Annotated in this window: 13 protein-coding genes and 1 pseudogene; 2 read left to right on the forward strand and 12 right to left on the reverse strand. The window is 73.3% G+C overall.

Annotated features, from left to right (window positions below):
- Nucleotides 1-9: 9 nt before the first annotated feature.
- The 8 genes from SCATT_RS20075 to SCATT_RS20110 form a co-directional block, all read right to left on the reverse strand.
- Nucleotides 10-816, reverse strand: coding sequence for a carbohydrate ABC transporter permease (locus tag SCATT_RS20075; protein ID WP_014628377.1), 807 nt, complete (start codon nucleotides 814-816; stop codon nucleotides 10-12).
- Nucleotides 817-830: 14 nt separating this feature from the next.
- Nucleotides 831-1,754, reverse strand: a complete 924-nt coding sequence (locus SCATT_RS20080; protein WP_014144962.1) for a carbohydrate ABC transporter permease — start codon at nucleotides 1,752-1,754, stop codon at nucleotides 831-833.
- Nucleotides 1,751-3,136 carry an extracellular solute-binding protein gene (locus SCATT_RS20085; RefSeq protein WP_014628378.1) on the reverse strand — a complete coding sequence of 462 codons (1,386 nt, stop codon included), beginning with the start codon at nucleotides 3,134-3,136 and terminating at the stop codon, nucleotides 1,751-1,753. The genes SCATT_RS20080 and SCATT_RS20085 overlap by 4 nt, the downstream gene beginning before the upstream one ends.
- Nucleotides 3,137-3,236: 100 nt before the next feature.
- On the reverse strand, nucleotides 3,237-3,905 hold the full coding sequence (locus tag SCATT_RS20090) for a helix-turn-helix domain-containing protein (protein ID WP_014144964.1): 669 nt from the start codon (nucleotides 3,903-3,905) through the stop codon (nucleotides 3,237-3,239).
- Nucleotides 3,906-4,306: 401 nt separating this feature from the next.
- Nucleotides 4,307-6,751, reverse strand: coding sequence for a 1,4-alpha-glucan branching enzyme (glgB, locus tag SCATT_RS20095; protein WP_014144965.1), 2,445 nt, complete (start codon nucleotides 6,749-6,751; stop codon nucleotides 4,307-4,309).
- A 144-nt stretch (nucleotides 6,752-6,895) separates the two neighbouring features.
- Nucleotides 6,896-8,380, reverse strand: coding sequence for a maltokinase N-terminal cap-like domain-containing protein (locus tag SCATT_RS20100; RefSeq protein WP_014144966.1), 1,485 nt, complete (start codon nucleotides 8,378-8,380; stop codon nucleotides 6,896-6,898).
- Between the two features lie 332 nt (nucleotides 8,381-8,712).
- The gene (gene treS, locus SCATT_RS20105; protein WP_014628381.1) at nucleotides 8,713-10,431 is read right to left on the reverse strand and encodes a maltose alpha-D-glucosyltransferase; all 1,719 of its coding nucleotides are present in this window, start codon (nucleotides 10,429-10,431) and stop codon (nucleotides 8,713-8,715) included.
- Nucleotides 10,428-12,428 carry an alpha-1,4-glucan--maltose-1-phosphate maltosyltransferase gene (locus tag SCATT_RS20110; RefSeq protein ID WP_014144968.1) on the reverse strand — a complete coding sequence of 667 codons (2,001 nt, stop codon included), beginning with the start codon at nucleotides 12,426-12,428 and terminating at the stop codon, nucleotides 10,428-10,430. Before SCATT_RS20110 ends, treS begins: the two co-directional genes overlap by 4 nt.
- A 336-nt stretch (nucleotides 12,429-12,764) precedes the next feature.
- Here SCATT_RS20110 and SCATT_RS20115 point away from each other — a divergent pair, with 336 nt between their 5' ends.
- Entirely contained in the window at nucleotides 12,765-15,392 is a 2,628-nt protein-coding gene (locus tag SCATT_RS20115; protein WP_014144969.1) for a glycosyltransferase family 1 protein, read from the forward strand.
- A 103-nt stretch (nucleotides 15,393-15,495) separates the two neighbouring features.
- Here SCATT_RS20115 and SCATT_RS20120 read toward each other — a convergent pair.
- The 4 genes and pseudogenes from SCATT_RS20120 to glgX form a co-directional block, all read right to left on the reverse strand.
- Nucleotides 15,496-17,139 (reverse strand): annotated as a pseudogene (locus tag SCATT_RS20120) (M4 family metallopeptidase); the annotation flags it as partial.
- A gap of 357 nt (nucleotides 17,140-17,496) precedes the next feature.
- Nucleotides 17,497-19,362 (reverse strand): ABC transporter ATP-binding protein, encoded by a 1,866-nt coding sequence (locus tag SCATT_RS20125; RefSeq protein ID WP_014628384.1) that lies wholly within the window; start codon nucleotides 19,360-19,362, stop codon nucleotides 17,497-17,499.
- Nucleotides 19,359-21,149 (reverse strand): ABC transporter ATP-binding protein, encoded by a 1,791-nt coding sequence (locus SCATT_RS20130; protein ID WP_014628385.1) that lies wholly within the window; start codon nucleotides 21,147-21,149, stop codon nucleotides 19,359-19,361. Before SCATT_RS20130 ends, SCATT_RS20125 begins: the two co-directional genes overlap by 4 nt.
- Nucleotides 21,150-21,281: 132 nt before the next feature.
- The gene (gene glgX, locus SCATT_RS20135; protein ID WP_014144975.1) at nucleotides 21,282-23,600 is read right to left on the reverse strand and encodes a glycogen debranching protein GlgX; all 2,319 of its coding nucleotides are present in this window, start codon (nucleotides 23,598-23,600) and stop codon (nucleotides 21,282-21,284) included.
- A 185-nt stretch (nucleotides 23,601-23,785) separates the two neighbouring features.
- Between glgX and SCATT_RS20140 the strand changes: the two genes are divergently transcribed.
- Nucleotides 23,786-25,003, forward strand: a complete 1,218-nt coding sequence (locus SCATT_RS20140; RefSeq protein ID WP_014144976.1) for a L,D-transpeptidase — start codon at nucleotides 23,786-23,788, stop codon at nucleotides 25,001-25,003.
- Nucleotides 25,004-25,247: the final 244 nt, after the last annotated feature.

Here is a 25,247-nt window from a genome sequence, read left to right on the forward strand (position 1 = left end):
CCGCCCCGCTCACCCCTTCAGCGCCCCGCCCAGCGCGAAACCGCCGCCGAGCCGCCGCGCGATCAGCACGTAGAGCACCACCACCGGCGCCGAGTACAGCACCGAGAAGGCCGCCAGCTGCCCGTAGACCACCGTGCCGTAGGAGCCGAAGAAGGCGTAGACGCTCACCGAGGCCGGCAGCCGGTCGGGGGAGAGCAGCAGCATGAAGGGGACGAAGAAGTTGCCCCAGGTGGCGATGAAGGTGAAGACGGTGACCACGGTCGCCCCGGGGCCCATCAGCGGCAGCACCACCCGGCGCAGCGCCCGCATCGGCGAGGCCCCGTCGGTCCACGCCGCCTCCTCCAGCGACACCGGCACCTCGTCCATGAAGTTCTTCATCAGCCAGATGGCGAACGGCAGTTGGGTGGCGGCCAGGAAGAGCGCGGTGCCCCACATGGTGTCGATCAGGTTCACCCGGACGAAGAGCCCGTAGACCGGGACCATCACCGCGGTGATCGGCAGGCAGGTGGCGAAGAGGACGGTGACCAGGAAGGGCCGCTTGAGGCGGGAGCGGTAACGGGAGAGCGGGTAGGCGGCGAGCACCGCGGCGGCCACCGTCACCGCGGTCGCCCCGCCGCACAGCAGCAGGCTGTTGGCCATCGGCGTGAAGGTGACCTCCGGGGTGAGCACGGCCGCGTAGTTGGCGGTGGTCAACGGACGCGGCCACGCGGTGCGCAGCGTGGCGTGCTCGTCGAAGGAGGCCAGCAGCAGCCAGCTCAGTGGCACCGCGAAGGCCACCGCCACCACCAGCAGCGCCGCGTCGGCCGCCAGCCGCACCCGGGCCGGCCGCCTCACAACTCGCCCCGCAGCAGCCGCAGATACCCCACCGAGAACAGCGCCCCCACCACCAGCAGCAGCAACGCCACCGCGGTGCCGTAGCCGATCAGGCTCTGCTGGAACGCCTTCTCGTACATGAACAGCGGCAGCGTCTGGCTGCGGTCGCCCGGGCCGCCCCGGGTCATCGCCCACAGCAGCCCGAAGACCGACAGCGTCTGCAAGGTCACCAGCATCAGGTTGGTGCCCACCGAACGCCGGATCAGCGGCAGCGTCACGTGCCACATCCGCCGCACCGCCCCGGCGCCGTCCAGCTCTGCCTGCTCCAGCACGTCCCGGGAGACCGCGTCGAGCGCCGCGGAGTACACCAGCATCGAGAAGGCGGTGCCCCGCCACACGTTGGCCAGCGACACCGCCAGCATCGGCAGCGTGAACAGCCAGTTCTGGCGCGGCAGATGGAGCAGGCCCAGGACGGCGTCGAGGGTGCCCTCGCGGCGGAAGAAGGCGTACAGCAGGAACCCCGCCACGATCTCCGGCACCACCCAGGCGGCGATCACCACCGCGCCGGTGATCCGCCGCACCGGACGTGAGGCGTGCCGCAGCAGCGCGGCCAGCGCCAGCCCCAGCGTGTTCTGGCCGGCCACCGCGGAGCCGGCCACGAAGACCACGGTGAGCACCACCGCGTTGCGGAACCCCGGATCGGCCAGCGCCCAGCGGAAGTTGGCGGTGCCGGTGAAGTGGGTGGCCGAGGCGCCGGTGAGCCGCATGTCGGTGAAGGCCAGGTAGCCGCAGTAGGCGATCGGCCCGGCGAGGAAGAGCAGCAGCAAGGCGACGGCGGGCAGCAGCGGCAGCCCGCGCAGCACGGTGCGCCGCACCCGCCCCGGCGCCCTGGCCGCCGCCCGTCCGCCGCCCGCCGCCGCGCCCGCGACGGCCCCGCTCACCGGGCGGACTCCACCGCGCCGCCGGCGATCTGGGACAACTGCCGGTCGTAGTCCCGGGCCGCCGCCGCGACCGACGACTGACTGGTGCTGACCGCCTCCGTCGCCTCCCCGATCGCGATGGAGACCTGCGGGTAGACCGGGAGCGCCGGACGGTAGTGGGTGTAGCGCACCAGCGTGGTGAAGAAGCCGACGCCCGGCATCGAGGTCAGGTAACGGCGGTCGGCGGCGACGTCGGAGCGCACCGCGATGTTGGCCTGGCGCACGTCGAACGTGGCGGCGTTCGCCCCGCTCTGCGCCGTGGTCAGGAACTCCCAGGCGAGCCCCGGGTTGTGCGCCTTGGCGGCGATCGACCAGATCCAGCCGCCGGACATGCTCACCGCGCCGGGCGCCTGGCCGTGCTCGGTCGGCATCGCGGCGGTGCCCATCACCGTGTTCCAGCGCGGCCAGGGACGGGCGCCGGTCGGCGACCAGTACTGGCCCAGCCAGGAGCCGTCCAGGTCGATGGCGACCTTGCCGGAGGGGATCCACTCGGTGGCCACCACGGTGGGCACGTTGGGGTCGAGCGCGTCGGACAGCTCGGGGCCGAGCTTGTCGTGGTAGACGGTGCGGACGAACGCCAGCGCGTCGGCGAACCCCTGGCCGCCGGTGACCCACTTGGCGTGCGCCGGGTCGTACAGCGGGTCGGGCCCGGTGCCGTAGGCCAGCATCTCGAAGCCCTGCATCGCCGCCGCCTCACCGGCCGCCTTGCCGGTGTAGACGTTGAGCGGGACGACCCCGGGCACCTCGCGCTTGACGGTGCGGGCGGCGGACAGGATGTCGTCCCAGGTGCGCGGCTGCCAGTTCGCCGGGAGGCCGGCGCGGGCGAAGATCTCCTTGTCGAACCACAGGCCACGGGTGTCGGTGCCGTCCGGCACGCCGTAGGTGTGACCGTCCTGGCCCCGGGCGGCGGCCTTGGCGGTGGCGTCGAAGCGCCGCCAGTCGGGCCAGCCGGCCAGGTAGTCGTCGAGCGGGCGCAGATACCCCGCGCGGATGTCGGAGTTGACCAGGAAGGTGTCCTCGTAGACCAGGTCCGGGGCGGTGCGCGGGGACCGCATCATCTGCTGGACCTTGGCGTAGTAGTCGTTCTCCGCCGCGGTGACCGGCTCCAGCACCACGTGCTTGCCCGGATGGGCCTTCTCGAACTGCTCCTTGACCCCGGCGAGGAAGTCCGACATCACCCGGACCTTGTTGTCGGGGACCTGCTCGTAGGCGATCCTGACGGTGTCGGGGCCTTCCGCGGAGCCGCTGCCGCAGCCGGCCGGTCCGGCGGCGGCCAGGGCCACGCAGCACAGGGCGGGCAGAAGTCGTGCCGGAAGCCTTGCGGGCCGTCGGCGACCGAGCATGGGCACGTCCTCCTTCGGCACCGGGCGCGCACGTCCGGCGCGGGTCGTGGAAGGGGATGCTGCTGCTGCCGCTCGACGGTAAGTGGCCGGTGACAACCGGTCAATGGCCCGGTGCGACCAGCGCCCAGAAGCGGTCCGGCGCCGCGTCCAGATACGCCCCGCCGCCGTTCCCGGCCGGGGCCGAGGCGCTCCAGCTCAACGTGGCCGTCATCAGCGCCTGGTACTCGTCGTACATCCGGCGCAGCGCCCCGGCCACCCGCTGCCGGGGGTACGGGACGAGCGCGGCCACCGGGCGGACGTACGCCTGCCAGCGCACCGTGGCCGCCGAACGCAGCAGCGCGGCCAGCGCCGCGTCCCGGCCGGTGAGCGCCAGCAGTTCGCGCGGGGTCAGGCGCAGCACCTCGCCCAGGGCAGCGGTCCGCCGGTCGTCGCCGGTCCAGCGGTCGTGCTCCTCCATCCGCCGGTACTCGCGCGGGCGCAGCCCCACCGCGAGCGCCAGGTCCTCCAGCGCCAGCCCGGCGGCCCAGCGGTGCTCCCGCAACGTGGTGGGGCGGCCGAGCAGATCGGCCGGGGCGCACCACAGCGCCCCGGCGAGCGCGGCCACCTCCCGCTCGCCGGGGAACGCCTCGCCGCGCTCCCAGGCGCGTACCGTCCCCGGCGCCACGTCGAGGGCGAACGAGACCCGGATCGCGTGGGAGACCTGGGCGTGCGACATGCCGAGCTGCCAGCGCAGCCGCCGCGCAGCCGCGGGATCGAAGGGAGGCGGCATCCGCACAGCGTAGGAGGGGTCCGCGGCGGTGACGCACGGTGCATTCCTCCGAACCGGCGGCCGTGGCGGCGGCACCGGCTCGGAGGAAGACCTCAAGGCGCGCCTGGGCCGTGTCGTCGAAATCTCGCCTGCCCCGCGGCGCCCGGCACGGGCGCTCGCGGCGTTGTCGGTCGTCGGCCCGCACGGTCGGGCTCCGCCTCGCTTCGGCTGCGGCCGGGGCCCGGCCCTCGTCCCTCGGGCCGACCCCCGCCTCAGCTCGGCTCGCCCTCCGATGCAGCCCGCTGCGCTCTCCTCCCTCCGCCTTGCGATCACACTCCCCCTTCAGCTTCGCCTGAGGGGACCCCCGTAGACGCCGCGGGGCACCGCCCTCCGGGCGGCCGGCGACCTTTTGACGACACGACCTAGCCGGTCTGCGGCTCCAGCCACACCGTCGCCAGCGGCGGCAGCGTCAGCCGCACGCTGCGCTCCCGGCCCTGCCACGGCAGCGCCTCCACCGCCGGCGGAACGGCGTTGCCGACCCCGCTGCCGCCGTAGCCGGCCGCGTCGGTGTTGAGCGCCTCCCGCCAGGACGCCGCGCCCGCGTCCGGCACCCCGATCCGGTACCCCTCGCGCACCACCGGCGAGAAGTTGCTCACGCACACCAGCGGACGCCCGTCGGCGGCGTACCGCACGAAGGCGAGGACGTTGTCGTCGGCGGCGTGCGCGTCGATCCACTCGAAGCCGGCCGGAAGGGTGTCCTGCTGCCACAGCGCGGGGGTGGCCAGGTAGCGGTGGTTGAGGTCGCGCACCAGGTCGCGCACCCCGGCGTGGTCGTGCGCCGCGGTGTACGCCGGGTCCAGCAGCCACCAGTCCGGCCCCGAGTCGTGCGACCACTCGCCGCCCTGGGCGAACTCCTGCCCCATGAACAGCAGTTGCTTGCCCGGATGGGCCCACATGAAGGCCAGGTAGGCGCGTACGGTGGCGCGCTGCTGCCACCAGTCGCCGGGCATCTTGGCGACCAGCGACCCCTTGCCGTGCACCACCTCGTCGTGCGAGATCGGCAGCACGTAGTTCTCCGAGTAGGCGTACACCATGGCGAAGGTCATCTCGCCGTGGTGGTACTTGCGGTGCACCGGCTCGTGGGAGACGTACTGGAGCGTGTCGTGCATCCACCCCATGTTCCACTTCAGCCCGAAGCCCAGGCCGCCGAAGCCGCCGGGGCCGGTGTGGTGGGTGGCCCGGGTGACCCCGTCCCAGGCGGTGGACTCCTCGGCGATGGTGACCACGCCCGGGCAGCGCCGGTAGACGGTGGCGTTCATCTCCTGGAGGAAGGCCACCGCGTCCAGGTTCTCCCGGCCGCCGAAGGCGTTGGGCAGCCACTGGCCGTCCTCGCGCGAGTAGTCCAGGTAGAGCATGGAGGCCACCGCGTCCACCCGCAGGCCGTCGATGTGGAACTCCTCCAGCCAGTAGACCGCGTTGGCCACCAGGAAGTTGCGCACCTCGGTGCGGCCGAAGTCGAACTCGTAGGTGCCCCAGTCCGGATGCTCGGCCCGGCGCGGATCGGCCGGCTCGTACAGCGGGGTGCCGTCGAAGCGGGCCAGCGCCCAGTCGTCCTTGGGGAAGTGGGCCGGCACCCAGTCCATCAGCACCCCGATGCCCGCCTGGTGGAGGGCGTCCACCAGGAACCGGAAGTCGTCCGGGGTCCCCAGCCGGGCGGTGGGCGCGTAGTAGGAGGTGACCTGGTAGCCCCACGAGCCGCCGAACGGGTGCTCGGCCACCGGCATCAGCTCGACATGGGTGAACCCCAGCTCCTTGACGTACGCCGGCAACTGCTCGGCCAGCTGACGGTAGGTCAGACCGGGTCGCCAGGACGGCAGGTGGACCTCGTAGACCGAGAACGGCGCCTGGTGCACCGGCGTCCGGCCGCGCTCGGCCAGCCACCGCTCGTCGCCCCACACGTGGTGCGTCCCGGTGACCACGGACGCGGTGGCCGGCGGCGCCTCGGTGCGCCGGGCCAGCGGATCGGCCTTGACCCGGCGCACCCCGTCCGGGCCGGTGATCTCGAACTTGTACAGCGTCCCCTCGCCCAGGCCCGGCACGAACAGCTCCCACACCCCGGTGGCGCCCAGCGAACGCATCGGGTGGCCGGTGCCGTCCCAGTAGTTGAAGTCGCCGACCAGCCGGACCCCGCGGGCGTTGGGGGCCCACACCGCGAACCGGGTGCCGGTCACCCCCTGGTGGGTCATCGGCCGGGCGCCCAGCGCCTTCCACAGCTCCTCGTGGCGCCCCTCGCCGATCAGATGGAGGTCCAGCTCGCCCAGCGAGGGCAGCAGCCGGTAGGCGTCCTCGACCTCGTGGTCACCGTCGGCGTAGGTGACCACCAGCCGGTAGTCGGGCACCTCGGACAGCGGCAGCACCGCGCTGAAGAACCCCTCGCCGTCGTCGGCCAGCTCCGCCCGCACCCCGCCGGTGACCACCGCCACCGCCTCGGCGTACGGCCGCAGCGCCCGGAAGAGGACACCGCCGTCCACCGGGTGGGCGCCCAGCAGCGCGTGCGGGTCGTGGTGGGCGCCGGACAGCAGCCGGGCGCGCTCGGCGGGGTCGAGCACGGCCGACACCGGTCCGCCGGGCGCGGGAGGGTCCGCGGGCACCGGCGGTACGGGCGGCCCGGACGGCGCGGCGGTGGCGGTCACGGTGGTCCGGTCCGCGGACGGCGCCGGGGCGCGGCGCGGAGCCGTCCCGGAGGCGGGCGGACGGCTCCCGGGCCGGTACCCCCGCGCGGCGGCCTCGGGCTGCGCACCGGCCGGCCGGGTGGACGGCTCGGAGGCGCCGGGCGCGGTCGGGGGTGAGAAGGTGCCCGGCAGCATCTGGGCTCCCTCCCCGGGCGCCGGGTGGTGAGGTTCGCGCGGAGTCACGTTCAGGTCCTCCTCGGGAGGCGTGGTTCGGCAACGGGACGCGGGCGACGGCCGCAGGCGGGATGGTGGCACGCCGCGGCCGTCGGCGGCGGGCGGTCAAGTGCCGCCGGCCGCGCTCAACCGCCGGATCGCGGCCATCGGGATGGCGAGCCAGTCGGGGCGGTGCCGGGCCTCGTACACCACCTCGTAGACGGCCTTGTCGGTCTCGTAGGCGCGCAGCAGCACCGGGGTGTGCCGCGGGTCGCCGCCGAGGCGTTCGGCGTAGCCGTCGCAGAACGCGGTGCGGTGGCGCTCGGCCCAGGCAGCGGCGCCCGGCCACTCCGGGTCCTGGAACCGGGCCACGTAGTCGAAGGAGCGCAGCATGGCGGCGACGTCCTGCACCGGCGGCTGCGGACGGCGCCGCTCGGCCAGCGGCCGGTCCGGCTCCCCCTCGAAGTCGATCAGCACCCAGCCCCGCCCGGGGGTGTGCAGCACCTGGCCGAGATGGAGATCACCGTGCACCCGTTGCACGGTCAGCGTGGTGCCGGTGGCGCCGAGCGCGGCCAGCTCGGCGTAGACGGCGCGCAACGCGGGCGCGTAGCGGGCCAGTTCCGGCACCGCCAGCACGGCCCGGTCCAGCCGCCCGGTCATCGCCTCGGCCAGCAGCCGGATCCGCTCGTGGCCCCAGGCGGCCACCGGCAGCGCGCCGGCCAGCGCCCGGTGCACCTCGGCGGTGGCCCGGCCCAGCTCGCGCGCCTCGCCGGTGAAGTCACCGGCCACCCCGTGCGCCCCCTGCCCGGCGGCCAGCAGCGCCAGCGTCCAGCCGTCCTGGCAGCCGGGCAGGTACCGCTGGAGCACCCCCAGCGTGGCCGGCTCCTCGTGCGCCCCCACCGCCTCGTACCAGGCGACCGGTTCGGCGACCCGGGGGCAGCCGGCCCGGGAGAGCGCCAGCGCCAGCTCCACGTCCGGGTTGAGCCCCGGCGAGACGCGCCGGAAGACTTTCAGGATGAACGTATCTCCGTACACCACCGAGGTGTTGGACTGCTCCACCCCGGACAGCCGCGGCGGCAGCCCGGCCGGGATCGCCGCCCCGGGCTCGGCGGCGAACCGCAGCGGCCCGGCCCGCCCCGGCGAACGCAGCCGTTCCAGCAGCACGGCGGCCAACCGCGGATCGTGCAGCGCCTCGTAGACCGCCAGCCCCGCCAGCGGGCCGTCGGCCGGCCGGCCCACCAGGGCGGGCGCCAGCGCCGACGGCAGCACCGCGCGGGTTCCCAGCAGCAACTGGTAGCACTCCCGGCGCTCTTGCCCCTGGTCCACCTCCACCAGCAGATGGAGCAGCCCCGGGGTGCCGAGCCGGCCGTCCACCGGCAGCAACTCCTCGGCGCCGGCCAGCGCGAGGCCGGCGATCGGCCGCCCCTTGCCGGCGAACCAGCGCTGCCTGGGCAGCCAGTCGAGCAGGTACGGGGTGAGCGCCCGGAGCAGCCCGGGCGGCGCGACGGCCGCCGCCCGCCCGTGCCCCGGCCGGTCGCCGGGGGCCGGGAACGGGGGCGGGGCCTGGGTGTTGGTGGTCTCCGTGGGGCGAAGCCGCGAGGTGTCCGACATGGCGTCCTTTCCTCGGGGGTCGCGCGCCCGTCCAATGCGGTGGTGGAGCCAAGTGAAGGGGTACGCGGCAAGCGGGTGTCCGGTTGCGGGGCCGTGTCGGACGAAGGTCCATCCGATGGGTGGTGCAAGTGGCGTACGCCGCGCCCGGGAGGGGGGCGGACGACTCGTCCGACGCCGCCTTCGTGCTGTGCGTGGTCGGGCTCCGTCCCGCTTTCGCTGCGGCTGGGGGCCGCGCCCTCGTTCCTCGGGCCCGGCCCCCAGCCTCCGCGTCGGCTCGACTCGCCCTCCCAATCGGTGGTGAGCCTGCCCGCACCCGCCTGCCGCAAACGCGGCTAGACCGTCTCGCGCCGCAGCCGGAACCAGTAGAAGCCGTGCCCGGCGAGGGTGAGCAGGTACGGCAGCTCACCGATGGCCGGGAAGCGCACCCCGCCGATCAGCTCCACCGGGTGACGCCCCTCCCAGGCGTGCAGGTCGAGTTCGGTCGGCTGGGGGAAGCGCGAGAAGTTGTTGACGCACAGCACGATGTCGTCCTCGCCGTCCCGCTTGGTGGGAGCCTCGCGCAGGAAGGCGAGGACCGCCGGGTTGCTGGAGGGCAGCTCGGTGTAGGAGCCGAGGCCGAAGGCCGGGTTCTGCTTGCGGATCTCGATCATCCGGCGCGTCCAGTGCAGCAGCGAACTGGGGCTGGACATCTGCGCCTCGACGTTGGTGACCTGGTAGCCGTAGACCGGGTCCATGATCGTGGGCAGGAAGAGGCGGCCGGGGTCGGAGGAGGAGAACCCGGCGTTGCGGTCCGGCGTCCACTGCATCGGGGTGCGCACCGCGTCCCGGTCGCCGAGCCAGATGTTGTCGCCCATGCCGATCTCGTCGCCGTAGTACAGGATCGGCGATCCGGGCAGCGACAGCAGCAGCGCGGTGAACAGCTCGATCTGGTGGCGGTCGTTGTCCAGCAGCGGGGCGAGTCGGCGCCGGATGCCGATGTTGGCGCGCATCCGCGGATCCTTGGCGTACTCCGCGTACATGTAGTCGCGCTCCTCGTCGGTCACCATCTCCAAGGTGAGCTCGTCGTGGTTGCGCAGGAAGATGCCCCACTGGCAGTTGACCGGGATCGCCGGGGTCTTGGCCAGGATCTCGGAGACCGGGTAGCGCGACTCGCGGCGCACCGCCATGAAGATCCGCGGCATGACGGGGAAGTGGAACGCCATGTGGCACTCGTCGCCGCCCTTGGCGAAGTCGCCGAAGTAGTCGACGACGTCCTCCGGCCACTGGTTGGCCTCGGCCAGCAGCACGGTGTCCGGGTAGTGCGCGTCGATCTCGGCCCGTACCCGTTTGAGGAACTGGTGGGTGGCGGGCAGGTTCTCGCAGTTGGTGCCCTCCTCGGCGTACAGGTAGGGCACCGCGTCCAGCCGGAAGCCGTCGATCCCCAGGTCGAGCCAGAACCGCAGCCCGGCGATCATCTCCTCCTGCACCCGGGGGTTCTCGTAGTTGAGGTCCGGCTGGTGGGAGAAGAACCGGTGCCAGAAGTACTGCTTGCGCACCGGGTCGAAGGTCCAGTTGGAGGTCTCGGTGTCGACGAAGATGATGCGCGCGTCCTGGTACCTCTTGTCGTCGTCGGCCCAGACGTAGTAGTCCCCGTAGGGGCCGTCCGGGTCGTTGCGGGACGCCTGGAACCACGGGTGCTGGTCGCTGGTGTGGTTCATCACGAAGTCGATGATCACGCGCATGCCGCGCTGGTGCGCGGCGTCCACGAACTCCACGAAGTCGGCCAGGTCGCCGAACTCCGGCAGCACCGCGGTGTAGTCCGAGACGTCGTAGCCGCCGTCACGCAGCGGCGAGGCGAAGAACGGCGGCAGCCACAGGCAGTCGACCCCGAGCCACTGGAGGTAGTCCAGCTTGGCGGTGAGACCCTTCAGGTCGCCGATGCCGTCGCCGTTGCTGTCCTGGAAGGAACGGACCAGGACCTCGTAGAAGACGGCACGCTTGAACCAGTCGGGGTCCCGGTCCTTGGCCGGGGTGTCCTCGAAGGTGTCCGGGACGGGCTCGTTGACGATCAATTGGGTGACCCTCCGATCGGTGAGGACGGTCGCAGAGAGAGGATGTGCGCCGGCCGGGTACCCGGATCGAGGCGTACATAGTTGTCCCTGCCCCATTGGTAGGTCTCGCCGGTGAGCTCGTCGCGCACCGGGAAGGACTCGTGCCAGCCGAGGCCGAGTTCCGGCATGTCCAACGAGACGGTGGCCTCACGGGTGTGGTGCGGGTCGAGGTTGACGACCACCAGGACCGTGTCGTGCCCGCCGGACTCGGCGCGGGTCCGCTTGGAGTAGACGATCACCGCGTCGTTGTCGGCGTGGTGGAAACGCAGGTTGCGCAGGTGTTGCAGGGCCGGGTGGCGCCGGCGCAGCCGGTTGAGCGTGGTGAGCAGCGGCGCCAGCGAGCGCCCCTCGGCCTCCGCCCGGGCCCAGTCACGCGGGCGCAGCTGGTACTTCTCCGAGTCGAGGTACTCCTCGCTGCCCTCGCGTACCGGGGTGTTCTCGCACAGCTCGAAGCCGGCGTAGACCCCCCAGGACGGCGAGAGCGTGGCCGCCAGCACCGCGCGTGCCTCGAACGCCGGACGGCCGCCGTGCTGGAGGTAGGCGTGCAGGATGTCCGGCGTGTTCACGAAGAAGTTGGGGCGCATGTAGGAAGCCGCCTCCCCCGACAACTCCCCAAGGTATTCAATCAGTTCGTCCTTGGTGTTACGCCAGGTGAAATAGGTGTAAGACTGCTGGAAACCGATCTGCGCCAGGGTGTGCATCATCGCCGGCCGGGTGAACGCCTCGGCCAGGAAGATCACGTCGGGGTCGGTCCGGTTGATCTCGCCGATCACCTTCTCCCAGAACACCACCGGTTTGGTGTGCGGGTTGTCCACCCGGAAGATCCGCACCCCGTGGTCCATCCAGTGGCGCAGCACCCGCAGCGTCTCCCGGGTCAGCCCCTTGAAGTCCTGGTCGAACGCGAGCGGATAGATGTCCTGGTACTTCTTGGGCGGGTTCTCCGCGTACGCGATGGTGCCGTCCGCGCGGTGCGTGAACCACTCCGGATGGGCGGTGACCCACGGGTGGTCCGGCGAGCACTGCAACGCGAAGTCCAGCGCCACCTCCAGCCGCAGTTCCCGGGCGCGGGCGACGAAGGCGTCGAAGTCGGCCAGGGTGCCCAGGTCCGGGTGGACCGCGTCGTGGCCGCCGGCCTTGGAGCCGATCGCCCACGGCGAGCCCACGTCGTACGGCTGGGCCGACAGGGTGTTGTTGGGCCCCTTGCGGAACGCTGTGCCGATCGGGTGAATCGGCGGCAGGTAGACCACGTCGAACCCCATCGCCGCGACGGCCGGCAGCCGCTCCGCCGCGGTGCGCAGCGTCCCGGAACGCACCGGGCGGCCGTCCTCCACCACGGCGCCCTCGGAGCGCGGGAAGAACTCGTACCAGGAGCCGAAGAGCGCCCGGCGCCGTTCCACCAGCAGCGGCACCGGGCGGGAGGCGGTCACCAGTTCGCGCAACGGGAAGCGGTCGAGGACCGCCACCACCTCGGGGGCGAGCGCGGCGGCCAGCCGGGCCGCGGCCGGCCGCTGCTCGTCGCGGAGCGCGTCCACCGCCTCCAGCACCACCGCCCGGCCGTCCTTCTTGGGCACCCCGGCCGCCGCCCGCTCGTGCAGCAGCGCCCCCTCGGTCAGCATCAGCTCGCTGTCCACCCCGGCCGGGATCTTGATGCCCGCGGCGTGCCGCCAGGTGGCCACCGGGTCCGACCACGCCTCGACGGTGTACGTCCACCGCCCCTCGGCGGTCGGGGTGACCTCGGCGCCCCAGCGGTCGGTGCCGGGCGCCAGTTCGCGCATGGGCGTCCACGGACCCGAACGCCCCGACGGGTCACGCAGCACCACATTGGCGGCGACCGCGTCGTGTCCCTCCCGGAACACGGTGGCCGACACTTCGAACGACTCACCCACCACGGCCTTCACGGGCCGTCGTCCGCAGTCGACCAGCGGGCGGAGATCCAGTACGGGGATGCGACCGATCATTGCTTCACCTGGGCTCGAATCGTCACGTGGTCTCGGTGCCCCCGATGCCCTTTGTATCCGCTCCTTCGGCTTGCCACTCGCCTGCATTGCCGCTCCTGCCCGCGTTCACTCGGTTGGATTGGTGGTGGGGCCGAACTGGTGACGGGGGCTCCGGTGAGCCTTCCCCAAGGCCCGCGGAAGTCAACATGTCACGCAGGGGGGCATTGGGGCGCCGGGAGCGACAACTGCTGATCGCGTGCGGCAATCGGGTGAACTGTGCGCGCCGACTTGGCGTTTGGGTAACCGGTTCCGGGACACGGCACCGAAAACCGGGCGGCCCGCCGCTACCGTCGAAGGGTGAAGGCTATCCGTCGATTCACTGTCCGCACGGTCCTCCCCGAACCCCTGCGCCCGCTCGGCGAGCTGGCACAGAACCTGCGCTGGTCCTGGCATCCGGAGACCCGCGAGCTGCTGCGGTCCGTCGACCCCGGAGGGTGGCGGGCCGCGGGTGGCGATCCGGTGCGGCTGCTCGGCGGGGTGCCCGCCGACCGGCTGGCGGCGCTCGCCCGGGACCGCAGGTTCCTGCGCCGGCTCGGCGCGGTGAGCGAGGACCTCACCGACTACCTGACCAACCCCCGCTGGTACCAGTCGGCCGCCGCCGACCGGGAACTGCCGGCCGCCATCGCCTACTTCTCACCCGAGTTCGGCATCACCGCCGCGCTGCCGCAGTACAGCGGCGGCCTGGGCATCCTCGCCGGCGACCACCTCAAGGCCGCCAGCGACCTGGGGGTGCCGCTGATCGGCGTCGGGCTGCTCTACCGGCACGGCTACTTCCGCCAGTCGCTCTCCCGCGAGGGCTGGCAGCAGGAGCAGTACCCGGTGATCGACCCCAACGAGATGCCGCTGACCCTGGTGCAGGAGGCCGACGGCTCGGCCGCCCAGGTCACCCTCGCGCTGCCCGGCGGCCGTTCGCTGCGGGCCCGGATCTGGAAGGCCCAGGTCGGCCGGGTGCCGCTGCTGCTGCTCGACTCCGACGTGGAGGAGAACAACCAGAGCGAACGCGAGGTCACCGACCGGCTGTACGGCGGCGGCAGCGAACACCGGCTCCTCCAGGAGATGCTGCTGGGCATCGGCGGGGTCCGCGCCGTGCGCGCCTACTGCCGGCTCACCGGCCACCCCGAGCCCGAGGTGTTCCACACCAACGAGGGCCACGCCGGCTTCCTCGGCCTGGAACGCATCCGGGAGCTGAGCGCCTCCGGCGGCCTGGACTTCGACGCCGCCCTGGAGGCGGTGCGGGCCGGCACCGTCTTCACCACCCACACCCCGGTGCCGGCCGGCATCGACCGGTTCGACCGCGAGCTGATCGGCCGCCACTTCGGCGACGGCGGCGAGCTGCCCGGGGTCGACGTGGACCGGGTGCTGGAGCTGGGCCGCGAGTCGTACCCGGGCGGCGACCCGCAGGTGTTCAACATGGCGGTGATGGGGTTGCGGCTGGCCCAGCGCGCCAACGGCGTCAGCACCCTGCACGGCTCCGTCAGCCGGGAGATGTTCGCCGGGCTGTGGCCGGGGTTCGACCCGGAGGAGGTGCCCATCGGCTCGATCACCAACGGGGTGCACGCCCCCACCTGGGTCGCCCCCGAGGTGCTGCGGCTCGGCGCCGAACAGGTCGGCGACCGGCGCACCGAGGACGCCCTCACCATCGGCGGCGCCAACCGCTGGGAGGCCGTCGACGACATCCCCGACACGGCGATCTGGGAGCTGCGCCGCACCCTGCGCGAACAGCTCATCGAGGAGGTGCGCACCCGGCTGCGGGCCTCCTGGCGCCAGCGCGGTGCCGGTGAGCTGGAGCTGGGCTGGACCGACCAGGTCCTCGACCCGGACGTGCTCACCATCGGCTTCGCCCGCCGCGTCCCGTCCTACAAGCGGCTCACCTTGATGCTGCGGGACACCGAGCGGCTGACCCGGCTGCTGCTCCACCCGGAGCGACCGGTGCAGATCGTGGTGGCCGGCAAGGCCCACCCGGCCGACGACGGCGGCAAGCGGCTCATCCAGGAGCTGGTGAAGTTCGCCGACGACGCCAAGGTCCGCCACCGGATCGTCTTCCTGCCCGACTACGGCATGGGCATGGCCCGCCACCTCTACCCGGGCTGCGACGTGTGGCTCAACAACCCGCTGCGCCCGCTGGAGGCGTGCGGCACCTCCGGGATGAAGGCCGCGCTCAACGGCGGCCTCAACCTGTCGGTGCTGGACGGCTGGTGGGACGAGTGGTTCGATGGCAACAACGGCTGGGCGATCCCCACCGCCGACGGCACCCTGGGCAGCGACCCGGACCGCCGGGACGACATCGAGGCCGCCGCGCTCTACGACCTGATCGAGAACAAGGTCGCGCCGCGCTTCTACGACGTGGACGGCGCCGGGCTGCCGCGGCGCTGGATCGAGATGGTCCGCCACACCCTGGCCACCCTCGGTCCGAAGGTGCTGGCCGGCCGCATGGTGCGGGACTACGTGGAGCGGTTCTACGCCCCCGCCGCGCAGGCCCACCGCACGGTCACCCCCGACGCGGCGGCCGAACTGGCCGGCTGGAAGGCCCGGGTGCGCGGCCAGTGGCCGCGGGTCGCGGTCGACCACGTGGAGGCCGGTTCGCTGGACGGCACCGCGGAGCTGGGTTCCTCGCTGGGGCTGCGGGTACGGGTCAACCTCGGTGACCTCGCCCCGGCCGACGTGGACGTGCAGGTGGTGGCGGGCCGGGTGGACGACTCCGACCGGATCGCCGACCCGCAGATCACCTCGCTCAAGCCCGCCGAACGCCCCGACCTGGACGGCCGCTGGCTCTTCGAGGGTCCGCTGGCCCTGGACCGCACCGGCCCGTTCGGCTACACCGTGCGGGTGCTGCCGGCCCACCGGCTGCTGGCCTCCCCGGCGGAGCTGGGGCTGATCGCGGCCCCCGCGGAGACCCAGGGCATGACCGCCGGCGTACTGCGCTGACCGGCGCGCCCGACGACGGACGGGCGGTGCCCCGGGGGTCCAACTCCCCCGGGGCACCGCCCGTTTCACGTCGCGCGCGGCGGAGCGTCCGCGGTCAGGAGACCCGGCTGCCGACGCCGATCGCCGCCCAGGTGTTGGCCACCGTGTTGTAGGTGGCGCTGCCCTGGCCGAACAGGTCGGCCGCGGCCTGGAGCGTCGCGGTGCGCGCCCCGGCGTAGTCGGTGGTCGAGGTCATGTACTGGGTGAGCGCCTTGTACCAGACCTTCTCGGCGTTGGCCCGCCCGATGCCCGGCACCGGCTTGCCGTCCTTGGTGGGGCTGTCGTACGAGAAGCCGTTGACGGTCTTGGCGCCGCTTCCCTCGGACAGCAGGTAGAAGAAGTGGTTGGCCGGGCCGGACGAGTAGTGCACGTCCAGGTTGCCGACGCCGCTGTACCAGTAGTCGGCCGAGGAGCCGTCCTTGGAGGGCTTGTCCATGTAGCGCAGCGGGGTGCCGTCGCCGTTGATGTTGATCTGCTCGCCGATCAGGTAGTTGCCCGGCGCGGCGGGGTTGTTGGCGTAGAACTCCACCGAGGTGCCGAAGATGTCGGAGGTGGCCTCGTTCAGGCCGCCCGACTCGTCGCTGTAGTCCAGGCCCGCGGTGGCCGAGGTGACGCCGTGGCTCATCTCGTGGCCGGCCACGTCGAGGGCGGTCAGCGGCTGGGCGTTGTTCGCGCCGTCGCCGTAGGTCATGCAGAAGCAGCTGTCGTCCCAGAACGCGTTGACGTACGAGTTGCCGTAGTGCGTACGGGAGTAGGCGGCGACGCCGTCACCGCGGATGCCGGTGCGGCCGTGCACGTTCTTGTAGTAGTCCCAGGTCTCCTGGGCGCCGTAGTGGGCGTCCACGCCGGCCGTCTGACGGTTGGAGTTGCTGCCGTTGCCCCAGGTGTCGGTGGAGTTGGTGAAGAGCGTGCCGGTGCCGGAGGTGCGCTGCTTGAGGTCGTAGGTCTTGTGACCGCCGCGGCTGCCGTCGGTGAGGGTGTACCCCTTGGACGTCTTCGTGGTGCCGATGGTCACCTTGCCGTTGTACTGGCCGGTGCCGGTGCCGGTCTCGATGCCCTGGTACTGGAAGAGCTTGCGGCCGGTGTTCGCGTCGGTGACGACGTGCAGCGCGCTGGGGGTGCCGTCGTCCTGGAAGCCGCCGACCACGGTCTCCCAGGCGAGCACCGGGGTGCCCTTGGCGGCCCAGATCACCTTGCGGGCGGTGGTGCCGGCCGGCTTGTCGGTCTTGGCCAGGGCGGTCTTCAGGGCGGCCGATTCGGCGGTGGCGGCGGAGACCTTGGGGGTCAGGGAGGCCACGGCGATGGCGGCCCGGGACGCCTTGGTCACCGAGGGGGCGGCGGAGCCGGGGCGTTGGTGGACCACCAGGTCGCCGCCGAGCACCGGCACCCCGTCGTAGGTGCGCTGGTAGCGGGTGTGGACGGTGCCGTCCCGGTCCTTGATGACGTCGGTGGCGATGAGCCGCTCGTGGGAGCCGAGGTGGAGGGAGCGCGCGGTGGCGGCGCTGTCCTGGGCGGCGGTCCTCAGCAGCGCGGCGTGGGCCGCGGGGGTCAAGGTGGCCGGGAGCGCGGCGGTCATCGGCTGCGCCTGCGGGGAGGCGGGCGCGGCGACGGCCTGGGTGACACCGACCGCCATGGCGGCGGCCACGGCCACGACGGCGCCGGCCTTGGCGCGGGTGGCGGGGGATATGCGGTGGGGGGAACGTCTCACGGGGACTCCTCGCTGGGGGTTCCTGCGCGGCGGTTGGGGGTCGGACACGGCGTGGCGCACGGATCTGCTCGGGCGCCGGAGCGCGGGTCGGGCTGCCGGAGGTACGTCGTCGTACGTCCGCCCGTCGGTGCGGGTGCGGTACTCGCGGTGCGGGTCAGGGTGCGTGCGGTACGGCTGCGCATGCCGTGTCTGTGAGTGCGCTGTGAGCGTGCCATCGTTGGCCAAGACATGTCAGGACCGTGGCCGAAGATTGGCCGTAAAACGTCCGTTGACCGAAAATCAACGTTCGCATAACGGGCGGATGACGCGCCGGTGCCGGGCGCGGTGCGGGTCCCGGCGGGCCCGCACCGCCCCCGGTCACACCACGCTCTCCCGCCACGCCTCGTGCAGCCCGGCGAACCGGCCCCGCTGGACCCGCAGTTCGGACGGGGTGCCGTCCTCCACGATCCGGCCGGATTCCATCACCAGCACCCGGTCGGCGATCTCCACGGTGGACAGCCGGTGGGCGATGATCAGCGCGGTGCGTCCGCGCAGCACGGTGGCCATGGCGTGCTGGACGGCGCGTTCGCCGGGGACGTCCAGCGAGGAGGTGGCCTCGTCCAGGATGAGCACCCCGGGGTCGGCCAGCAGCGCCCGGGCGAACGCCACCAGTTGGCGCTGGCCGGCGGAGATCCGGCCACCGCGCTTGCGGACGTCGGTGTCGTACCCCTCGGGCAGCGCCGCGACGAAGTCGTGGGCGCCGATGGCCTTGGCGGCGGCGGTGATCTGCTCGCGGGTGGCGTCCGGGTCACCGAGCGCGATGTTCTCGGCCACGGTGCCGGAGAACAGGAACGACTCCTGGGTCACCATCACCACGCCGCGCCGCAGTTCGGGGATGGCCAGATCGCGCAGGTCGACCCCGTCCAGGGTGACCGCGCCCTCGGTCGGGTCGTAGAACCGGGCCAGCAGCTTGGCCAGCGTCGACTTGCCCGCCCCGGTCGCCCCCACCACGGCGACCGTCTGCCCCGCCGGGATCGTCAGGTCGAAGCGGGGCAGCACCTCGCCGCCGGTGGCGTAGGCGAAGCGCACCCCGGTGAACTCCACCGCGCGCCCCGGCCGCCCCTCAGGTCCCGCGGGCAGCGGCACCGGCTCGGCCGGCTCGGCCACCGAGGGGCGCTGGGCCAGCAGCCCGGCGATCTTCTCCAGCGAGGCCACCGCCGAATGCCAGGAGTTGAGGAACATCCCCAGCGGGTCGATCGGCTCGTACAGCCGGCGCAGATAGAGCACGAACGCGGCGAGCACCCCCAGTTCGAGCGTGCCGGACGCCACCCGGTAGGCACCCCAGAGCACCACCAGCGCCACCGAGGTGTTGGCCACCAGCCACGACCGCACGGTGAACCGGCCCATCTCCAGGATCGCCTCCGCGTTGGCCTGCCGGTGGGCCTCGTTGAGCCCGGCGAAGGCGGCGTCGTTGGCGCGTTCGCGGCGGAACGCCTTGACCGGCCGGATCCCGTTCATCGTCTCGGTGAAGCGCACGATCACCGCCGCGATCGCCGCGGAACGCCGCCCGTAGACGCGCTCGGAGTCGCGGCGGAAGACCCGGACCGTCCAGACCAGCGGCACCGCGGTCGCCAGCGCGAACAGCCCCAGCCGCCAGTCGAGCCACAGCAGCAGCCCGGCCACGTAGACCACGGAGAGCCCCACCTCCAGCAAATCCTGGAGGCCCTCCGTGAGCAGTTCGCGGATGGACTCCACGTCCGAGGTGGCCCGCGCGATGATCCGGCCCGAGGTGTAGCGCTCGTGGAAGTCGACGCCCAGCGCCTGCGCGTGCCGGAAGATCCGGCCCCGCAGCTCCAGCAGCACGTCCTGGCCGATCCGCCCGGACAGCCGGATGAACGCCCGTTGCAGCACCCCGCCCAGCAGCGCGAACCCCAGGTATCCGGCGGCCACCACGGCCACCGGCCCGGCGCTTCCGTGGCGCAGCGCCGGCACCGCCCGGTCGATCGCGTACGCCACGATCAACGGCCCGGCCTGCACCGCCGACTGCTGCACCAGCAGGATCACCGCGGCGAGCCAGACGCCGGCCCGGTGCGGCCGGACCAGGTCGCGCAGGAGGGCGCGGGAGGCACCGGGGGGCGCGGGCAGCGCGTCGGCGTCGGTCTTCGACGGGGACGCGCTCTCGTGCGCCGGGGCGTGCTCCGGCGCGGTGCCGTCCGCCGCCGCTTCCTCGGTCACCGAGGTCATCGTCCGACGCTCCTTTCCGCGGTGGGCCGTCGAGGGGTGGGGCCGCCGGCCGTCGCCGGGGCGTCGCCGGACATCAGCCACCGGTAGCGCTCCTCGCGGTCGAGGAGTTCGCGGTGGGTGCCCACGGCGGTGATCCGGCCGCCGTCCAGCAGCGCCACCCGGTCGGCGAGCAGCACGGTGGACGGCCGGTGCGCCACCACCAGCGCGGTGGTGGTCGCCAGCACCTCCCGAAGCGCCGCCTCCACCAGGGACTCGGTGTGCACGTCGAGCGCGGAGAGCGGGTCGTCCAGCACCAGGAAGCGCGGACGGCCCACCACCGCCCGGGCCAGCGCCAGCCGTTGCCGCTGCCCGCCGGACAGGCTCAGCCCTTGCTCGCCCACCTGGGTCTGCACGCCCCGCGGCAGCGCGTGGACGAAGTCGCACTGGGCGATCCGCAGCGCCCGCAGCAGATCCTCCTCGTCCGCGTCGGCGGCGCCCATCAGCACGTTCTCCCGCACGCTGGCGGAGAACAGGGTGGGCTCCTCGAACGCGGTGGCCACCAGCGAACGCAGCTCGGCCGGGTCGAGCGCGGCCACGTCCACCCCGTCCAGGGTGATCCGGCCGCCGGTGGCCTCGTAGAGCCGGGGGATCAGCGAGGTCAGCGTCGTCTTGCCGGAGCCGGTGGTGCCCACCAGCGCCATCGTCTCGCCGCCGGCGACGTGCAGATCGACCCCGGTGAGCAGATCCGGGGTGCCTGCCGGGGCGTCGGGGTAACGGAACCGGACCCCGGCGAAACGTATCCCCCGGTCCGTGGCGGGGGCGGCGGACGGGGCCGGCGCGGCGGTGACGGCGGGCGGCACCGGGGCGTCCAGCACCTCGAAGAAACGATCCGCCGCGGTGGCCGCCTCGTTGCTCACCGACAACAGCCACCCCAGCGACTCCACCGGCCAGCGCAGCGCGAGCCCGGTGGACAGGAACGCCACCAAGGTGCCCGCCGACAACCGCCCGTCGGCCACCTGGTAGACCCCGAACACCAGCGCCGCGCCGAGCGCCGCGTCCGGCAGCGCCGTCACCAGCGCCCACAGATCGGCCAGCAACCGGGCCTTGCGCAGCTCGGTGCCGCGCAGCTCACGGGCCTGCCGGCGGAACGCCCGGGCCTGGCTGCGATGGCGCCCGAACGCCTTGACGATCCGGATGCCCAGCACCGACTCCTCGACCAGCGTGGTCAGATCGCCGATCTGGTCCTGCGCCTGCCGGGTGGCCAGCGCGTACCGGGACTCGAAGTACGAGCAGAGCACCACCAGCGGCACCACCGGCGCCAGCAGCACCAGCCCCAGCGACCAGCGCTGCGCCAGCAGGACGCCGAACCCCACCACGATCGTGGTGCCGTTGACGGCCAGGAAGACCAGCGGGAACGTCAGGAACTGCCGCACCAGCTGGAGGTCGTTGGTGGCCCGGGAGAGCAACTGGCCCGAACCCCAGCGGTCGTGGAAGGCCACCGGGAGCCGCTGGAGCCGGTGGTAGAGGTCGGCCCGCATCCGGGCCTCCAGCCCCGCCAGCGGCCGGGCCACCAGCAGCCGCCGCGTCCAGAACAGCCCCGCCTCGCCCACGCCCAGCGCCAGCACCAGCCCGCCGCCCAGCCAGACCCCGGACGGGTCACGGCGCGCCACCGGCCCGTCCACCATCCACTTGAGCACCAGCGGGATCATCAACGCCAGGCACGACGCGGCGACCGCCGCCACCGTCGACGCCGCCAGCCGCGCCCCCACCGGCCGCACGTACGGCCACAGCCGTAACAGCGACCGCACCGTCGACCGCCGTGCCCCGGGCCCTGTGCCGTCGTCCCTCAGTGTCCCGTCCACGGCCCGAGACTAGAGGTGATCACTGACACCTTCATCCGGTTTTGCGGGCCGCCCACGGGGGGGCCGCGGCCCCGCCCGTCAGGCCGGACCGGTGGCCTTCAGCAGCAGCACGGTGCGCCCGGGGACCTCGATCCGGGTGCCGGAGGCGTGGTGGACCCCGGGGGCCTCGCCGTCCGGACGGGAGGTGTCGGCCAGCACCTCGTAGCCGTCGGCCCAGGGGGCGCCGGGCAGGGTGAAGAGCACCGGGTCGGGGCCGGAGTGGAGGACGACCAGGAAACCGGCGTCGGTCAGCGGGTGTCCGGTGGCGTCCCGGTCCGGTATCTCACCGCCGCGCAGGAACATGCCCAGCGTCGCCGAGCCGGCGAACCAGTCGCCCTCCGTCATCTCCCGGCCCAGCGGGGTGAACCAGGTCAGGTCGCGCACCCCGCCCGGGCCGTCCGGGCGGCCGGAGAAGAACCGTTGCCGACGCAGCCCCGGGTGGGCCCGGCGCAGCGCGATCAGCCGCGCGGCGAGCGTGCGCAGGCCCCGCAGCGCCGGGTCCTCCAGCAGCGACCAGTCCACCCAGGAGGTCTCGTTGTCCTGGCAGTAGGCGTTGTTGTTGCCGCCCTGGGTGCGGCCGAGTTCGTCGCCGGCCACCAGCATCGGCACCCCGGCCGACAGCAGCAGGGTGGCCAGCAGGTTGCGGATCTGCCGCAGCCGCAGCGCGGTGACCTCCGGTGGCGCCGGGTCGCCCTCGGTGCCGCAGTTCCACGAGCGGTTGTCGTCGGTGCCGTCGCGGTTCTCCTCGCCGTTGGCCTCGTTGTGCTTGTGGTCGTAGGAGACCAGGTCGCGCAGGGTGAAACCGTCGTGCGCGGTGACGAAGTTGACCGAGGCGTACGGTGCCCGGCCGCCCCAGGCGTACAGGTCGCTCGACCCCGACAACCGGTAGCCCAGATCGGCCAGATCGGGGCTGGCCCCCCGCCAGAAGTCCCGGACGGCGTTACGGAAGCGGTCGTTCCACTCCGACCAGCCGGGCGGGAAGCCGCCCACGTGGTAACCGCCGATGCCCACGTCCCACGGCTCGGCGATCAGCTTCACCCGGCGCAGCACCGGGTCCTGGGCGAGCGTGGTGAGGAACGGCACCAGCATGTCCACGTCCCACGCGCCCCGGGCCAGTGCCGAGGCCAGGTCGAAGCGGAAGCCGTCCACCCCCAGCTCGGTCACCCAGTAGCGCAGCGAGTCGGTGATCAGCCGCAGCGCCTGCGGCCGCACGGCGTGCAGGGTGTTGCCGCAGCCGGTGCAGTCGGCGTAACGCCGGGCGTCGGCCTGGAGCCGGTAGTAGCGGCCGTTGTCGATGCCGCGCAGGCTCAAGGTGGGCCCCAGCTCGTTGCCCTCGGCGGTGTGGTTGTAGACCACGTCCAGGATCACCTCGATCCCGGCCGAGTGCAGGGTGCGCACCATGTCGCGGAACTCGCGGACCTGCTGGCCGCGGGTGCCCCGGGAGGCGTAGCCGCCGTGCGGCGCGAAGTAGCCGATGCTGTTGTAGCCCCAGTAGTTGACCAGCCCGCGGCGCAACAGGTGCTCCTCGTGGGCGAACTGGTGCACCGGCAGCAGCTCCACCGCGGTCACCCCGAGGCCGGTGAGGTACTCGACGGCGGCCGGGTGGGCCAGCCCGGCGTAGGTGCCGCGCAGTTCCGGCGGGATGCCCGGGTGGCGCTTGGTGAAGCCGCGCACGTGCAGCTCGTACAGGACCGTCCCGGCCCACGGCGTCCCCGGCCGGCGCCCGTCGTACGGGCCGGGGGAGGCCACCACCACGCCCTTGGGCACGAACGGCGCCGAGTCGCGGTTGTCGCGCACGGTGTCGGCCACCGGCAGATCGGGCCAGTCCCGTACGTGGCCGTAGACCTCCGGCGGCAGCGGTCCGGGGGCGCCGTCCGGGCCGGGCGGGCCGGTGAACTCGCCGTCCACCGCCCGCGCGTACGGGTCGAGCAGCAGCTTGGCCGGGTTCCAGCGGGCCCCCGTCCACGGGTCCCAGCGGCCGTGCACCCGGTAGCCGTACCGCTGCCCGGGGCCGACGCCGGGCAGGAAGCCGTGCCAGACCTCGTGGACGGAGTCGGTCAGCGGGGCCCGCGTCTCGGTGCCGTCGTCGTCGAAGAGGCACAGCTCGACCGCCTCGGCGCCGCCGGCCCACAGCGCGAAGTAGGTGCCCCGGGTGCCGTCCGGGGCGGTCCCGGGGTGGGCGCCGAGCGGATCGGGGCGCCCGGGCCACACCGCGCGCGGCGGCCGGACGGAGGCGCCGGCCGGGCCGGGACCGGTGGCGGTGGCCGTGGCGGCGCCCCCGCCGTCCGGCGACCGGTGGCCGTTCCCGTCGCCGTCCGGGCTGACCTGCGACTGCTGCTGCTCGGGTGCGCTCGACACGTGGCGGCCTCCCACGGCTCGTCGGATGCGGCGCGCGGTGTCCCGTACCGCGCCCCGGTCCCCTCTCCTGCCTGATGTCTTCCCCTTCCACCCCCCAAGTTACGGCGTTTCCCCAGGGCAGCCGCCGTCGTTGAGCTGTCGTGACGACAGCAGTTGCGCAACGGGTACGGCGGGGACGTCTCGCCGTGGCGGTGACGGCGGCGGCGCTCGTGCTCGCCGCGTGCGGCGTGGGCGGCGCCACGGGTACGGACGGTGGCGGGGCCGGCGCGGACGGGCTGGACGGCGCCGGCGGCGGGCCGGGCGCCACGGTCCCCAAGGTGTCCCGCGCGGTGATCCGTATCACCCCGCAGGACGGCACCGCCGCGGTGCCGGCCACCGGGCCGCTGGTGGTCACCGCCGACCGCGGCCGGCTCACCCAGGTGCGGGTGGCCGACGCCGCCGGCGCCCCGGTGCCCGGCCGGATCAGCGAGGACGGCCACGCCTGGCGGCCGGCCGGCGCACTGGCCCTCCAGACCCGTTACACGGTCGACGCCCTCGCCCAGGACTCCGACGGCCGCCGGGCCGCCAAGCACGCCGTCTTCACCACCGTCGTCCCGCAGCACCGCTTCATCGGCTTCTACAGCCCCGAGGCCGGGCAGACGGTCGGCACCGGGATGATCGTCTCGGTGGTCTTCAACCGGCCGATCGCCGACCGGGTGGCGGTTGAACGGGCGATCACCGTCACCGCCGCCCCGGCCGTCCCGGTGGCCGGCCACTGGTTCGGCGACCGCCGGCTCGACTTCCGCCCCCAGCACTTCTGGGCCCCCGGCACCCGGGTCACCGTCCGGTTGCGGCTGCGCGACGTGCCCGCCGCCCACGGCGTCTACGGCAGCCAGGACAAGGACGTCACCTTCACCGTCGGCCGGTCGCAGACCAGCGTGGTCGACGCCGCCCGCCACACCATGGCGGTCCGCCGCGACGGGCGGGTGGTGCGTACCCTGCCGGTCAGCGCCGGCAGCCCGCAGCACGCCACCTACGGCGGCTGGATGGTGATCACCGAGAAGCTGCCGGTGACCCGGATGAACGGGGACACCGTCGGCTACGGCGGCGAGTACAACATCCCCGACGTCCCGCACGCCATGCGGCTGACCCGCTCCGGCACCTTCGTGCACGGCAACTACTGGGCGCCGCCCGGGGTCTTCGGCACCGCCAACACCAGCCACGGCTGCATCGGGCTGCGGGACGTCAAGGGCGGCGGGGGCACCACCCCGGCCGGCTGGTTCTTCGACTCCTCGCTCGTCGGCGACGTGGTCGAGGTGGTCGGCTCGCACGACGCCACCGTCGCCGCCGACAACGGCCTGGGCGGCTGGAACCTGACGTGGGCCCAGTGGCTCGCCGGCTCCGCGCTGCGCCACCCGCGGTGACCCGGCCGGGGTGACCCGGCTTCATCTCCCCTTCCGCCCCGCCCGGCCCTCTGGGACGCAACGGTGACAATTCCGTGGCCCGGTGGCCACGGCGATGTGGTTATCTAACATGCGTGCGCTCGGTCCCAGGGGGGATCGACGGCGGGATCGACCGGGAAGCATCGACAGGCGGACGGTCGGGCGCGAGGGGAGAGAGACGAAGTGCTGGAAGGCAAGCCGCGGGTGCGGCGGGCGATACCGGGTC

The organism is Streptantibioticus cattleyicolor NRRL 8057 = DSM 46488 (assembly GCF_000240165.1).
GTDB classification, from domain to species: Bacteria; Actinomycetota; Actinomycetes; order Streptomycetales; family Streptomycetaceae; genus Streptantibioticus; species Streptantibioticus cattleyicolor.